A 14096-nucleotide genomic window follows, 5' to 3' on the forward strand; every position below is an offset into this window, starting at 1 on the left:
TGTGGGCATGTCCTCAGAAGCGGATCGGTTCCTGGTACCGTCCATACACGTTCACCAGTTCCTTCGTGATCTCGCCGACGCTCGCGTAAGCCTTCACGGCCTCGACGATCGCCGGCATGGCGTTCGCACCGGTTCGCGCCGCGTTGCCGACGGCGGCGAGCGTGCGGGCGACGCGCTCGGCGTCGCGCTCGGCGCGTACCTTGTTGAGCGAGGCGATCTGCACGCGCGCGTCGTCCTCGTTGTACGTGTGGAATTCGACCGGATGCTCGTCCTCGTGCTCGTTGCGGTAGCAGTTGACGCCGACCTTGGGGAACTTGCCGGACTCGATGTCGCGCTGCATCTTGTACGCCTGCGCCGACACCTTCGCCTGTATCGCCCCTTCCGACACCAGCTTGACGATGCCGCCCTGCGCGTCGGTCTCGGCGATGATCTCTTCCATCTTCTGGCGCATCTGGTTCGTCATCGTTTCGACGTAGTACGAGCCGCCGAGCGGATCGACCGTCTCGGTGAGGCCCATCTCCGCGATGAGGATCTGCATCGTGCGCAGCGAGATGCGCGCCGAATATTCGGTCGGGATCGTGTAGGCCTCGTCGTACGAGCACAGCGCCATCGTCTGCGTGCCGGAGAGCGCGCTGATCAGCGCGTAGTACGCGCCGCGCACGATGTTGAGCTCGGGCTGCTCGAACGTGAGGCCCCCGCCGCCGCCGGCCGCGATCATGCGCAGCCACATCGAGCCCGGTTTTTCTGCCTTGTACTCATCCTTCATGATCTTGGCCCACAGGCTGCGCCCCGCGCGGAACTTGCAGACCTGCTCGAAGAGGTTGCCGAAGATGTTGAAGTTGTACGACAGCCGCCCGGCGAACTCGTCGACGTGCAGGCCGCGCGCGATGACCTCGTCGGCATACGCGCGGGCGATGCAGAACGCGTAGGCCATCTCCTCGGCCGGTGTCGCGCCGGACTCGCGGATGTGGTAGCCGCAGACCGACACGGGGCTGTATTTCGGCGCGTGCGTCGCGCAATACTCGATCGTGTCGCCGACGAGCCTGATCGACGGCTGTACCGGGAAGATCCACGTGCCGCGGCCGATGAACTCCTTGAGGATGTCGTTCTGCGCGGTGCCGCGCAGCTGGTTCAGGTCGTAGCCGCGCTTCTCGGCCATCGCGAGGTACATCGCGATCGCGATCGCCGCGGCGCCGTTGATCGTCATCGACACGGTGATCTTGTCGAGGTCGATGCCGTCGAAGGCGATCTCGAAGTCGCGCAGCGTGTCGACCGACATGCCGACGCGGCCGATCTCGCCTTCGGCCTGCGGGTCGTCCGAATCGAGGCCGATCTGCGTCGGCAGGTCGAACGCGACGTTGAGCCCCGTCTGGCCGTTCGCGATCAGGTACTTGAAGCGCTGGTTGGTGTCCTGCGGATTGCCGAAGCCGGCGTACTGCCGCATCGTCCATGGCTGCTTGCGGTACATCTCGCGGTGGATGCCGCGGGTGAAAGGGTACTCGCCGGGCAGGCCGATCATCGCGTCGCCGCCGCTCGCCGCGACATCGGCCGCGGTGTAGAGCGGCTGGACTTCGAGCCCGGATTCGTTGATGACGCGCTTGAGCGTCGGCTGGGCGCGGTCGTTCATGCGGCGTTCTCCCGGATGCTCTCGCGGATGCTTTCACGGATGTACGCGGCGATCGCGTCGAGCTTGGCGCCGGTCGGGAAGATCCCCTTGAAGCCGAGCTCGCGCAGCGCATCGTGGTCCTGCGCCGGCAGGTTGCCGCCGATCATCCACAGCTTGTCGGCGAGGCCGTTCGCTTCGAGCAGCGGCTTCAACTTGCGGCAGAAGGGCAGGTGGGACCCCGCCATGCTCGAGAGCGCGATGACGTCGACGTCCTCGTCGAGGGCGATCCGTGAAACCTGTTCCGGCGTCTGCCGCAGCCCGGTGTAGATGACTTCGAAGCCCGCATCCATCATCGCGCGGACGACGACTTTCGCGCCCTGGTCGTGGCCGTCGAGGCCGGGCTTCGCGAGCAGCACGCGGATGCGGCGTTGTGCGGTGTCGTTCATGCGCTGACCTCCTTCGCAATGACGAGTTTGAGGATTTCGCTGGTGCCGCCGCCGATCAGCGTGAAGCGCACGTCGCGCAGGTAGCGCTGTACGGGGTATTCCATCGCGTAGCCGTAGGACGCGAGCACGCGCGCAGCCTGGTCGCAGATCGAGGCGGCCGTCTCGGTCGCGAACAGCTTCGCCATCGCGGCCTCCTTGTGGTGCGGGCGCTTCGCGTCGCACAGCCACGCGGCGCGATGGACGAGGGCGGTCGCGGCTTCGAGCCCGGTCGCCATCTCGGCGAGCTTGAGCTGGATCGCCTGGAAGCGGTTGATCGGCTTGCCGAACTGCTGGCGTTCGCCAGCGTAGCGCACCGCTTCGTCCAAGGCGGCGCGCGCGACGCCGAGCGCCATCGCGCCGGTGATGATGCGGATCTCTGCGAGCGTCTTCTTTAGATGCCCTTCGCCGTCGCCTTCCTCTTTGGACAGACGATGGCTGTCCGGCACGAAACAGCCGTCGAACGCGACCTCCGAGGTCGGTAGCGCCCACACGCCCATCTTGTGGATCTCACGGCCGACGGTGAGGCCCTTGAAGTCCTTTTCGACGAGGAAGATCGTCAGCTTCCTTTCTTCGCCTGTGCGGGCGAATACGGTGAAGAAATCGGCGACCGGGGCCGACGTGATCCACGTCTTCTGCCCGTTGATCACGTAGCCGCAGTCCACCTTTGTCGCTGTCGTGGCGATCGATTCGAGGTCGGAGCCCGCGTTCGGCTCGGTCATGCAGATCGCGCCGATCTTGTCGCCGCGCAGCGCCGGCTTGAACAGGCGCTCGACGATGTCGGCGTTGCCCAGCAGCTGCAGGAACTTCGTGCCCATCAGCGACTGCATCGCGACCGCGCCGGCGAGCGACATCGAGCCGCGCGCGACCTCGGTCAGCGCGAGACAGAACTCGGTCAGCGCGAGCCCGGTGCCGCCGACCGCCTCCGGATAGCGCATGCCGAAGAAGCCGAGCTCGGCGAGCTCGCGGAAGAGCGAGCGCGGGAACGCGTGCGCCTCGTCGAGCGCGGCCGCCTGCGGCGCGATGCGCTCGTCGCAGAAGCGCGCGAAGGTGTCCTGGATCGCGCGTTGTTCGTCGGTCAGGTCGAAGTTCATCAGGCGGTTCCTTCGGCTGCGTAGCCGTACTTCTCGCGCGCCGCCTCCTCCGAGATCACGCCGTTGCGGATCTCCTCGGCGAGGAGCTTGCGGTCGCGCCGCTTCGGATCGCCGTAGCCGCCGCCGCCGCTCGCGACCTGGTGGTAGATCGTGCCCTTAGGCACGCCGGTGATCAGGTCCTTGTTCTTCGGTACGACGGTCGTGCCGTCGGGGTAGTGCAGGCGGATGAAGTTCAGCCCGCCCTCGCAGCCGCCGAAGAGCCCGAACGCCGGCTCGAAGTCGCCGTCGCCGAAGGTCACGAGCTGGGTGTCGTTGGAGCCGATCTCGAAGACCGTCTCGACGCCGAGCCCGCCGCGCCATTCGCCGGCGCCGGCCGAGTCGGTCATCAGCTCGTGGCGGATCAGGCGGTGCGGCGTCTGCTGCTCGAACATCTCGTAGTCCTGGTCGAGCACGCCGCCGGACGCATCGATCATGCCGATGTGGTCGTAGCCGTCCGTGCCGCGCATCGCGCCGGAGCCGCCCTTGAGGCCCATGAAGCCGATGTCCACGTATTTCTCGTTGGTCTTCGGGTCGATGCCGGTCGTGAGGCTCGCGAGCAGGTTGTTCCAGCCGGCGGTCACGCGCTCGGGCATCACCGGGGCGAGGGCGCGCTGGATCGCGTCGGCATTCGGAGGGCACAGGTGGTTGCCGAAGGTTGTCGCCTTCGGGTACGCAGCGTTGAGGATCGTGCCCTCGGGGATCACGATCTCGATCGGCTGCACCATGCCTTCGTTGTGCGGGATGTCGGGATTCACCATCTGCAAGAGCGTCAGGATCGTCGCCGATGCGCTCGACGTGAAGGTGCCGTTCACGAAGCCGTTGGTCTGCGGGTCGGTGCGCGAGTAGTCGAAGCGGATCGCGCGGTCTTTCACCTCGATGTCGACGCGGATCGTGAACTCCGAGCCGACGTGCCGGCCGTCGTAGAACACCTTGCCTTCGCCCGAATAGCGGCCGTTCGGGATCTTCGCGATCTCGGCCTCCATCATCCGGCGCGTCGCGTCGAACAGCGCCTGCTTGTGCGCGTCGTAGCTCGCGACGCCGTACTTGCCGAGCAGTTCCAGCAGGCGCCGCTCGCCGACCGTGCAGGCGCCCATCTCGGCCTTCATGTCGTGCTGCACGATGTCGAGCCGCACGTTCGCGAAGATCAGGTTCCACACGTCCTTGCGCAATTTGCCCTTGTCGACGACCTTCACCGGCGGGATGCGCAGCGCCTCCTGCCACACCTCGACCGCGTTCGGGTTGTAGCCGCCGGCGACCGCGCCGCCGATGTCGGCCTGGTGGCCCTTGACCGCCGTCCACGCGACCAGCCGCCCCTCGAAGAACACCGGCTTGAACACCGCGACGTCGTTGTTCTGGTTGCCGAGGCTGAAGACGTCGTTGTGGAAGATCACGTCGCCCGGGTGCAAGTCGTCGCCGAAGTAGTCCTTGATGTACTTGCACACCGGTGCGAGCGAGAACGCGAGGATGGGCAGGTTCTCGGTCTGTTCGAGCATGTTGCCGTCGCCGTCGTAGAGGCCGGTGACGTAGTCCTTGGCCTCGCACAGGATCGGCGAGCGCGTCGTCTGCTCCATCGAGATGCTCATCTCGTCGGTGATCGAGCGGAAGGTCCGCGCGTACACCGACAGCAGGATCGGGTCGATTTTCGCGGTGCTCATGCCACAGCCTCCTTCTTGTCCTTGATGCACGATGCGACGAGGTCTGCGCGACCCTTCTGGTACAGCGCGAACGAGCCGAGCGCGTCCACCACGCAGTCGTACGACGCGGACACGAAGATCGCGGTCGTCTCCTGCTCGATCATCGCCGGCCCGTCGATGCGGTTGCCGTGGCGCATCCTGTGGCCGTCATAGACCGGCACTTCGCGGAACTTCTTCGTCTCGGGGATATAGACGGCGCGCTTGCACTTCAACGCGTGCGAGGCGTCGTCGCCCGCCCATTCCTCATGGCGCGCGACCGGCTTGTCGGTGATGCCGATCGCCTGCACGCGCACGTTGATGACCTCGACCGGCGTGTTTTCCTGTTCCAGCGAGTAGCCGTACAGCCGGTTGTGCTCGGCGTGGAATGCGCGCGCGATCGCAGCGGCATCGCCCGCCTCGACGAGCTCGCGCGGCACGACGAAGGAGACCTCGTGGTACTGCTTCACGTAGCGGCAGTCGAGCTTGACGTCGAAGCGGCGGCGCGCCTCGGGGATGCGCTCCTCGTCGAGCAGGCGCGCGCCCTCGGCCGCCATCGCGTCGATGATCGCGCCGAGCTTCGCCCAGTCGATCGCGTCGAGCCGAGATACGAAGGTGCGCACGAAGTCGTGCTTGAGCTCGCTCATCAGCATGCCGAACGCGCACAGCACCGACGACTCGCGCGGCACGATCTGCAGCGGGATCTCCAGCTCCTCGCAGATCAGGCACGAGTGGATCGGGCCGGCGCCGCCCGCGGGAATGAACGGGAACTCGCGCGGATCGAAGCCGCGCTTGATCGTCACTTCGCGCACGCCCTGCGCCATGTTGTTGCACGCGACGCGGTACATACCGGCCGCCGCGTCCTCGATCGAAAGCCCCATCGGTGTGGCGACGTGTTCGAGGATCGCCGCGCGCGCGGCCTCGACATCGAGCTTCATCCTGCCGCCGGCGAAGAAATCCGGGTCGAGGTAGCCCAGCACGACGTTGGCATCGGTCGTCGCCGGCAGCCTGCCGCCCTTGCCATAGCAGGCCGGGCCGGGGTCCGCGCCGGCGCTCTGCGGGCCCATCCGCAGCAGGCCCCCTTCGTCGAGCCAGCCGATCGAGCCGCCGCCTGCGCCTATCGTGTGGATGTCGAGCATCGGCAGCGCGATCTTGTGGCGCGCGATCTCGCCGTCGTTCTTGATCATGGGCGCATCGACCGCGACGGAGGCCTCGAAGCTTGTTCCGCCCATGTCGGTGATGATGCATTTGTTCTGGCCATGCACGCGCACGTAGTGCAGCCCCGCGCCGGGGCCGCCGGCCGGGCCCGACAGCAGCGTCAGCGCCGCATTTTCGCGCGCGAGCTGCGGCGAGATGACGCCGCCGTTCGACTGCATGATCAGCAGCAGGCCGTCGAAGCCGATGCCCTTCAACCGGCCGACGAGCTGGTCGAGGTAGTGGTTCAGCTTCGGGCCGACGTAGGAGTTCAGCGCCGTCGTGCTGACGCGCTCGTAGAAGCGGATCGACGGCAGCAGATCCGTCGATACCGACAGGTAGGCGTCCGGCAGTTCGCGCCGCACGAGCTTGGCCGCGGCCTGCTCGTGCGCGGGGTTCGCGAACGAGTTCATGAAGCAGATCGACACCGCCTGCACGCCTTCGTCACGGAAGAGGGCGATCGCCTCCTTCACGGCGTCGAGGTCGAGCGGCGCGGTCTCGACGCCGTCGCGGTCGAGCCGGCCCGGAATCCCCGCCCTGAGATAGCGCGGCACGAGCGGCTTCACGTTCGTGTAGCGGTTGTTGTACTGCTCCTCGCGCACGCCGCGGCGCATCTCGAGCGCGTCGCGCACGCCTTCGGTCGTCAGCAGGCCGCTTTTCGCGCCGGTGCCGGTCAGCGTCGCGTTGGTCGTCACCGTGGTGCCGTGCACGATCGTGGCGATCGTCGGCGCGAAGGCTTCGAGCGTCATCGGCGGGTTCATGCTCGCGGCGATGTCGCGCAGGCCATTCACGACCGCGATCGACGGGTCCGACGGCGTCGACAGGGTCTTGAAGATCGCCGGCTCGGCGCCGTCGCGCGTGACGACGAAATCGGTGAAGGTGCCGCCGACGTCGATTCCGATTTTCAATGTCATCAGATGTGCTCCATGAACGTTTTGCGCGCGACCAGACGCCGCACTTCGTCCTTGCGGACCTTGCCCAGCGCGGTGCGCGGGAGTTCGTCGATGAACAACACTTCCTTAGGCAGCTTGTACCGGGCGATGCGGCCGTCCAGGAGCTTCAGGACGCCGTCCGCATCGAGCGTCGAGCCCGCGTGCGTGACGATGACCGCAACGACGCATTCGCCCCAGCGCTCGTCGGGGCGACCGACGACGGCCACTTCGGCGATGTCGGGCGACTCGGCGAGGAGGTTCTCGATCTCAGCCGGATAGATGTTCTCGCCGCCGGAGATGATCATTTCCTTCTTGCGCCCGTCGACCCACAGCCAGCCGTCGGCGTCGAAATGCCCCATGTCGCCGGTGTGGAACCAGCCGTCCTTGAGCGCCGCGGCGGTCGCCTGCGGGTTGTTCCAGTAACCGGCCATGACGTTCGGGCCGCGCACGAGGATCTCGCCACTGACACCGGTCTTCGCCTCGCCATCGCCTTCGGCCGCGACGCGCAGGCTGCAGTGGCGCGCCGCCCGTCCGGCCGCGCCGGCATGGGTCCGGGCGTCCGCGGCTTTCACGTAGGCCGCGATCGGGCTCGTTTCGGTCGAGCCGTAGATCTGCACGAGCGGCACGCCGCGCTCATGCACCGCGCGGAAGAGCCGGTCCGGCACGATCGTCGAGCCCGTCGTGATCATGCGCAGGCTGGAGAAGTCGGCCTTCGCCCAGCGCGGGTGCGCCATCATCGCCTCGATCTGTGCCGGCACCAGGACGGTCAGCGTGATGCGCTCGCGCTCGATCGCATCGAAGGTCGCCTCGACGTCGAACTTCGGATGCAGCACGACCGTGCAGCCGAGCGACAGGGCAGGGGTGGTCTGGTTGTTCAGCCCGCCGACATGGAAGAGCGGCAGGGTCGTCAGCACGCGGTCCTTGCTCGTCAGATCGTGCAGGTCGACGCTGTTCGCGGCATTCCACGCGAGCGCGTCCTGCGTGAGGAGGGCGCCTTTGGCCTTGCCGGTCGTCCCCGACGTGTAGCAGATCAGCAATGGCGTGTCGGGGCCGACTCGCGGGTCGTGCGGCGCGGGCAGACTGCCGCGCCGCATCAGGTCGTCGTAGGCGATCCAGCCGGGCAGCGGCGCGCCGAACGCGACCAGCGTCACCCCGGCGAGCGCGTCGCGGAAGGCGTCGACCTGCTCGACGAAGCGCGGCTCGACGAGCAGCACCGTCGGTGGACAGTCGGCGAGCAGTTGCCGGTGCTCGGGTCCCGCGAGCCGCCAGTTCAGCGGCATGAAGAGCGCCCCCAGACGCGCGCAGGCGAACAGCGCCGCGAGCGTCTCGGGGCGGTTGTAGCCGAGAAACGCGACACAGTCGCCGCGCTCCACGCCCGACACGCGGAGCGCCGACGCGAGCCGCTCGATCTCGGCGGCGAACGCCGCGTACGTCAGGTCGCGCTCCGGAAAGCGGATCGCCGTCTTGTCGGGCGCAAGCCCGGCCTGACGGACGATCCATTCGGACATGTCCATCCCCATTCCTCCTCCAAGTTCGGTCACGGGCGCTTTGCGCGCCTCTTCTGACTCATTTGAATCCGGTTGGGGATGCTGCATCCGGGCGCTTTTGCGCCTCTCGTGCCTTCCCCTATCGGGGAGGCGGTGGTTGATGCTGTACTGCGCGCGCCGCTTTCCCTACGACGGGGCGCGGCGCGCTTGCAACGCTTACCGGTCCCCGACCTCGATGACGACCGCCATGGCCGTGTCGCCGGCGGCGCACCCGGTAAAGAGACCGCAGCCGCCGCCCCGCAGCGTGAGTTCCTCGATCAGTTCGATGATCGCGCGCGTGCCCATCGGTGCCTGCGGGTGACCCCAGACGAGCGAGCAGCCGAAGTTGTTCATCGCATCGAGCTTCGCGCCGGTCTCGCGCGCAAAGACGATGTCATTAACCGCGAACGGGTTGTGGGTCTTGATCGCCCTCATGTCGGCGACGCCGAGTCCGGCCTGGTCGAGCGCACGCCGTGCGGCCGGGATCATCGCCTCGGGCATGTACGCGAGCTCGGTACGAGCGAGGCCGAAGCCGCGAAGCCGCACGGCGATCGCTGGATCCTTCGACAGCGCTTTCGCCTGCTCGGGCGTGGTCACGACGATCGCCGCATTGCCGTCCGCCGGATGCGTCTGCCCGCCGAAGGTGACTGTCCCACCTTCCATGACGGGCTTCAGTTTCGCGAGGCCCTCGGCCGTCGAGTGCGACACGCCCTCGTCGCCGTCGAGCGTGCCCGCGTTCTTGCGGAAGTCTGCGCTCGGCACATCGAAGGGCAGGGTCATGAAGCGGCGCAGGAAGGCGGAATCGTCCTTAAGCGCGTCGGCGTATTGCGCCTCGCGTCGCAGCACGAGCTCGTGTTGCTGCGAGGTCGTGACGCCATGCTTCGCGGCGACGTTCTCGGCCGTCTGCACCATCGTGTGGCCGCCGAGCGGGTCGCAGCCGAAGTTGTCGAGCACCCAGTTTTCGGACGAACCCGTGCCGCCCGCACCGCGCGGATTCGGGTAGTAGAGATGCGGGCCGTTCGACGTGCGGTCGCAGTTCACCGCGAGCGCGACCTCGGCCATGCCGGCCTCGATCTCCTGCGCGGCGGCCAGCAGCGTGCGCACGCCCGTCGCGCAGGCCTGCATCATCGTCGGCCCGCCTGCACGCGTCGCCCCGACGAGGCCGGTTAGCCACGGCAGGCCGTAGAACGCATGCTGTTGCGGCACTGAAAATCCCAGGACACCGTAGTCGATGGTCTGCGGGTCGATGTTCCGCTTCGCAAGCTCGTTCTTCGCCACATGCGCAGCGAAACGCACGCTGTGCAGCGACGCGAAACTGCCCTGCCAGCGCGCGAACGGCGTGCTCCAGTAGGCGCCGTACGGGATTTCGGCCTTGTAGCGGGTCATCGTCTGCGGTCTCCGGGTCTTGTTCCTTGTGGGCGGAAGAAGCCGATTCGCGGCAAGGTCAGGCCTGGCCGTTCTCGGTCAAGCCGACGGCGGCGATAAACGCCCGCTTCGCCTCGACCAGATGTTCGAGCATGGCCGTGGCAGCAGTGTCGCCGTCACCCGCGGCCAGCGCCGCCGAGATGCGATTCAGGCCGCGCAGCACGATCGTGCGGATCTCGGGATCATCGAGCGTCAGCGTGCGGATGCGCTGCATGTGGTCGGCGTACTGTTCGACGATCCGCACGAGCCGCGGATTCGGCACCAGGGCGAGCCATGCCGCACGGAAGCAGATCGTCGCTTCACGGAAGGCTGCGGCGTCGCCGGCCTTGTGGGCGCGTACGATTGCCGCGAGCGCGTCCTCGATACCACGGCGGAGCTCGGGCGAGCGCGTCAGCGGTGCGATGCTGCGGATTGCGGCCGGTTCGATGAGGAAGCGGATCTCGTAGATGTCGTTAACGTCCTGCAGCGTCAGCGACGGCACGACGAAGCTGCGGTTGTCGGAGACGAGCAGTCCTTCGCTTGCGAGGCGCCGCAGCGCTTCGCGTACGGGGGTACGCGAGACGCCGAGCTTTTCGGCGAGCTGGACTTCCTGCAGCGGCTGGCCGGCGACGATCTGACCGTTGCGAAGGTGATCGCGCAAGGTGTGATAGACCCGTTCACCGAGAGCGAGGGGGCGTTCGACGGGCTGAAGCGTGGAGACCATTTTTCTGGAGCCTTTGATGTTCGTTGTTTGCAGCGGCTTTCGAGTTGATGTGTACTGTATACAGTATTTTTTAGGGTGTAAAGTGTTCTTTGCGTCATCGGACGGGAACGAGCTTCCGCCGGGAATTCTCCGATCCGGCGATCGAAGTCCGCCGACGCTGGAAGCCGTTGCAGCAGTTTGCCGCCACGGCGACGGCTTGGCTATGATGGATATCCAATCAATCGGGTGACGCGCATGAGCCTGGATGCCTGCCATGAAGAAGAGCGCCGCGGCCCGAACGTCGAGGCCGCGATCCTCCGGCTCGCGCGGGAGGAGCCCGGGCTGGGCCAGGCCGCGGTCTCCGCGCGCCTGCGGCGCGAGGGGTTTGCCATTTCCCCGTCGGGGGTGCGTTACATATGGCAGAAGCACGACCTCGAGACCGCCGTGAAGCGATTGCAGGTGATCGCGCAGTCGTCCCGCGAGGGCGTCGGGGCGCTTACCGATACGCAGCGCGGATTGCTGGAGCGGGGAGCTGTCGCCGCGCAGCTCGTGGCCGGTGACGCAGCCACGGTCGGCGAGCCGCTCGACCGCCGTCAGGTGATCCTCGACGCGGCGGCGGCGCTCTTTGCGGAGCAGGGCTACGACAGCACTTCCATTCGTGACATCGCCAGCCGGGTCGGTCTTTTGCCCGGGTCGATCTACCACTATTTCGCGTCGAAGGATGAGCTCTATCTCGCCGTGCACGGGGAAGGTTTCGGGCGCCTGATGGCCGCCGTCGCCGAGGCGTTGGCCAGTGCGAGCGATCCGTGGGAGCGACTCACCCGCGTTTGCCAGGTGCACATCGCGGCGATCACCAGCGGCACCTATATCGACCGCGTCACCGGCCACAGCCTCGCGATGACGGGCAACCCTGAACTCTTCGCCAAGATCCGGCCGATGCGCGAAGCCTACGAGAACGTCTACCGCGGGCTCATCGATGAGTTGCCGCTCGCACCGCATGCCGACCGCAGCCTGTTGCGGCTGATACTCCTGAGTTTCCTCAACTGGATTCACGTCTGGTATCGCGAGGGCCGGCGCTCGCCCGACGAGATCGCCGCGGCCATGGTGGATACGCTGCGCGGCGGTGTGGAATCGCCCGGCGCTGCGACGAAATCTCCATCGTCTTCCTGAAGTAGCCGTCGATCGTGTCACGGCCCCGTGCCATGCAGCCCCGGAAGCGGTTGCTTTTTTTCCTGAATACACTGGATACTGTATACATTAAAAGACAAACGGCGGCAGGACTGCGCCGATCGCCCTGAACGGGTGCCCCAGAGGAGTTCGCCGGCCGGTGTCGTGTGGCCGGCCGATAAGGATGCGCGCCGCACCGACGGCTCGCCGCTTGAGACTACCGAAGGAGGCTCCCTGATGGTCACCCGTTTCGCCAATCCTCTGCTCGCCACGCCGCAGCGTCCGCTGCCGCGCACCGTCGCAATAATCGGTGCCGGCACGATCGGTCCGGATATCGGCTATTACCTGAAAAGTGCGCTGCCCGACTTGAAGCTGATCCTCGTCGACGTCGCCCAGGCGGCGCTCGACCGTGCCTTGCAGCGCTTCGCCGATTACGCGGCGAAAGCCGTTGCGAAAGGGAAGATGAGCGAGGCCGAAGCCGCGGCCGTCACGGCCGGGGTCGTCGGCACGCTCGACTATCGCGACCTCGCGGAGGCCGACTGGGTGCTCGAGGCGGCGACCGAGAATCTCGCGTTGAAGCGACGCATCTTCGCGGACGTCGAGGCGGTCGTGCGCACGGACGCGCTGATCACGTCGAACACGAGCTCTCTGCCGGCGGCCCAGATCTTTTCCGCGTTGAAGCACCCCGAGCGTGCCACCGTCACGCATTTTTTCGCGCCGGCCTGGCGCAATCCGGTCGTCGAGGTCGTCCGCTGGGAGCGCACCGACCCGGCTGTGGTCGAATACCTGCGCTGGGCGTTCTGCACCACCGGCAAGGTGCCCCTCGTCACCGACGACGTCGCATGTTTCATGCTCGACCGGATCTTCGACAACTGGTGCAACGAGTCCGGACTGCTGCTCGACCGTGCGACCGCGGCCGAGATCGACAGCGTCGCGGGCGAGTTCGTGCACGCGGGGCCGTTCTTCGTGCTGAACCTCGCCAACGGCAACCCGATCATCACCGAGACGAACACGCTGCAGGCCGAACTCGAAGGCGAGCATTACCGTCCGGCGCCGGTGTTTCGCTCGGTCGACCGCTGGCTGACGGTGCCCCCCGGCAAGCACGTCACCGTCGCCAGCGATGTCGCGACCGCCGTGCGCGAGCGTCTGCTCGGCGTGCTGTTCTCGCAGGCGGTGGACATCCTCGACCGCGACATCGGCGAGGCCGCCGACCTCGATTTCGGCTGCCGTCAGGCGCTCGGGTTCAGGAAGGGGCCGCTCGAACTGATGCGCGACCTCGGCGAGGCCGACACTGGCCGTCTGCTCGCGCGCTTCTGCAAGGAGCGGCGCGGGATGCCGGCCGCGCAAAAACCGCTCGGCGACTACCAGGGCTTCCTGCGCCATGTGCTCGTCGACGACATCGGCGACATCAAGGTCATCACGTTGCGCCGCCCCGAAGCCCTGAACGCGCTCCACGACGAGATGACCGATGAAATCCTCTCGGTCATCCGCCGCTTCGAAGACGACCCCGCGGTCGCGGGCTTCGTGCTCGTCGGCTACGGCAACCGCGCCTTCTGCGCCGGCGGCGACATCGGGCGCTTCGTGAACATGCTCGGCGATGCGCCGGCCTCCGCCCAGTACGCGCGCGACTGTTCGCGCCTGCTCGTGCACCTCGACCGCATGAAGAAGCCGGTCGTCGCCGCGATCAACGGCATGGCGCTGGGCGGCGGCTTCGAGCTGGCGATGCGCTGCCACGGCATCGTCGCGTTGGCGAGCGCGTGGATGCAGATGCCCGAGATCACGCTCGGCATCGTCCACGGCATCGGCGCGATGGTCGTGCCCTACCGTCGCTGGCCGCAGGCCTCGGCCGAGTTCCACGGCATGCTGCGCCGGGCCGAGCGCCTCAAGGCGACGAAGGCGTTCGAGCTGGGCGTCGTCGACGGGCTCGCCCGCGACTATCCGGAACTCATCCAGGCGGCCGTCGCGCGGGTCAAGGCGCTGAACGGCAAGGTGGGTGGCATCCCCGACGGTGCCGTTCAGATCGCCCGGCTCGACCCCATCGCCCCGGTCGCCGCCAGCGGTCAGCCGCTCAGTGCCGAAGTCATCGGCATCCTCGAGCGCGCAGTGGGGGCCGCCGCAGCCGCCCCGACCTTCGAGGAGGCGCTGGAGATCGGCTACCTGGCATGGGGCGACAGCGCCTGCACGGCGGCCGCGCGCGAGGGCATCAGCGCCTTCCAGGAGAAGCGCAAGCCGGATTTCACGAAGACACCGTGAGGGGCGGAGCCATACCGGGTGGGGGG

The 14096-nt window shown here is 67.1% G+C and carries 10 protein-coding genes; 2 read left to right on the forward strand and 8 right to left on the reverse strand.

Annotation, left to right across the window (positions count from 1 at the left end; all coding sequences use genetic code 11):
- Positions 1-13 precede the first annotated feature (13 nt).
- From GO615_RS19355 to GO615_RS19390, 8 genes are all read right to left on the reverse strand, one after another.
- The gene (locus GO615_RS19355; RefSeq protein WP_169131042.1) at positions 14-1627 is read right to left on the reverse strand and encodes an acyl-CoA mutase large subunit family protein; all 1614 of its coding nucleotides are present in this window, start codon (positions 1625-1627) and stop codon (positions 14-16) included.
- Positions 1624-2052 carry a cobalamin B12-binding domain-containing protein gene (locus GO615_RS19360; RefSeq protein WP_169131044.1) on the reverse strand — a complete coding sequence of 143 codons (429 nt, stop codon included), beginning with the start codon at positions 2050-2052 and terminating at the stop codon, positions 1624-1626. The genes GO615_RS19355 and GO615_RS19360 overlap by 4 nt, the downstream gene beginning before the upstream one ends.
- Positions 2049-3182: a benzylmalonyl-CoA dehydrogenase gene (gene iaaF / locus GO615_RS19365; protein WP_169131046.1), complete on the reverse strand. Its 1134-nt coding sequence runs from the start codon at positions 3180-3182 to the stop codon at positions 2049-2051. The genes GO615_RS19360 and iaaF overlap by 4 nt, the downstream gene beginning before the upstream one ends.
- Complete coding sequence (locus tag GO615_RS19370; protein ID WP_169131048.1) at positions 3182-4876, reverse strand: hydantoinase B/oxoprolinase family protein; 1695 nt, start codon at positions 4874-4876, stop codon at positions 3182-3184. Before GO615_RS19370 ends, iaaF begins: the two co-directional genes overlap by 1 nt.
- Entirely contained in the window at positions 4873-6999 is a 2127-nt protein-coding gene (locus GO615_RS19375; RefSeq protein WP_169131050.1) for a hydantoinase/oxoprolinase family protein, read from the reverse strand. The genes GO615_RS19370 and GO615_RS19375 overlap by 4 nt, the downstream gene beginning before the upstream one ends.
- Positions 6999-8531: an acyl-CoA synthetase gene (locus tag GO615_RS19380; protein WP_169131052.1), complete on the reverse strand. Its 1533-nt coding sequence runs from the start codon at positions 8529-8531 to the stop codon at positions 6999-7001. The genes GO615_RS19375 and GO615_RS19380 overlap by 1 nt, the downstream gene beginning before the upstream one ends.
- Positions 8532-8720: 189 nt before the next feature.
- Positions 8721-9929: a thiolase family protein gene (locus tag GO615_RS19385; RefSeq protein WP_169131054.1), complete on the reverse strand. Its 1209-nt coding sequence runs from the start codon at positions 9927-9929 to the stop codon at positions 8721-8723.
- Positions 9930-9987: 58 nt separating this feature from the next.
- Positions 9988-10671, reverse strand: coding sequence for a GntR family transcriptional regulator (locus GO615_RS19390; RefSeq protein WP_169131056.1), 684 nt, complete (start codon positions 10669-10671; stop codon positions 9988-9990).
- Between the two features lie 234 nt (positions 10672-10905).
- Here GO615_RS19390 and GO615_RS19395 point away from each other — a divergent pair, with 234 nt between their 5' ends.
- Together GO615_RS19395 and GO615_RS19400 are read left to right on the forward strand one after the other, a co-directional pair.
- Positions 10906-11820, forward strand: a complete 915-nt coding sequence (locus GO615_RS19395) for a TetR/AcrR family transcriptional regulator (protein ID WP_169131058.1) — start codon at positions 10906-10908, stop codon at positions 11818-11820.
- Positions 11821-12054: 234 nt separating this feature from the next.
- Positions 12055-14070, forward strand: coding sequence for a 3-hydroxyacyl-CoA dehydrogenase/enoyl-CoA hydratase family protein (locus GO615_RS19400; protein ID WP_169131060.1), 2016 nt, complete (start codon positions 12055-12057; stop codon positions 14068-14070).
- Positions 14071-14096 lie beyond the last annotated feature (26 nt).

The sequence above is a fragment of the Aromatoleum evansii genome, assembly GCF_012910805.1.
In the GTDB taxonomy this organism is placed as follows: Bacteria; Pseudomonadota; Gammaproteobacteria; order Burkholderiales; family Rhodocyclaceae; genus Aromatoleum; species Aromatoleum evansii.

Coding starts and splice junctions, on each gene's coding strand:
- iaaF (WP_169131046.1), bottom strand. CDS start 3,182: ATGAACTTCGACCTGACCGACGAACAACGCGCGATCCAGGACACCTTC.
- GO615_RS19355 (WP_169131042.1), bottom strand. CDS start 1,627: ATGAACGACCGCGCCCAGCCGACGCTCAAGCGCGTCATCAACGAATCC.
- GO615_RS19370 (WP_169131048.1), bottom strand. CDS start 4,876: ATGAGCACCGCGAAAATCGACCCGATCCTGCTGTCGGTGTACGCGCGG.
- GO615_RS19395 (WP_169131058.1), top strand. CDS start 10,906: ATGAGCCTGGATGCCTGCCATGAAGAAGAGCGCCGCGGCCCGAACGTC.
- GO615_RS19385 (WP_169131054.1), bottom strand. CDS start 9,929: ATGACCCGCTACAAGGCCGAAATCCCGTACGGCGCCTACTGGAGCACG.
- GO615_RS19375 (WP_169131050.1), bottom strand. CDS start 6,999: ATGACATTGAAAATCGGAATCGACGTCGGCGGCACCTTCACCGATTTC.
- GO615_RS19400 (WP_169131060.1), top strand. CDS start 12,055: ATGGTCACCCGTTTCGCCAATCCTCTGCTCGCCACGCCGCAGCGTCCG.
- GO615_RS19390 (WP_169131056.1), bottom strand. CDS start 10,671: ATGGTCTCCACGCTTCAGCCCGTCGAACGCCCCCTCGCTCTCGGTGAA.
- GO615_RS19380 (WP_169131052.1), bottom strand. CDS start 8,531: ATGGACATGTCCGAATGGATCGTCCGTCAGGCCGGGCTTGCGCCCGAC.
- GO615_RS19360 (WP_169131044.1), bottom strand. CDS start 2,052: ATGAACGACACCGCACAACGCCGCATCCGCGTGCTGCTCGCGAAGCCC.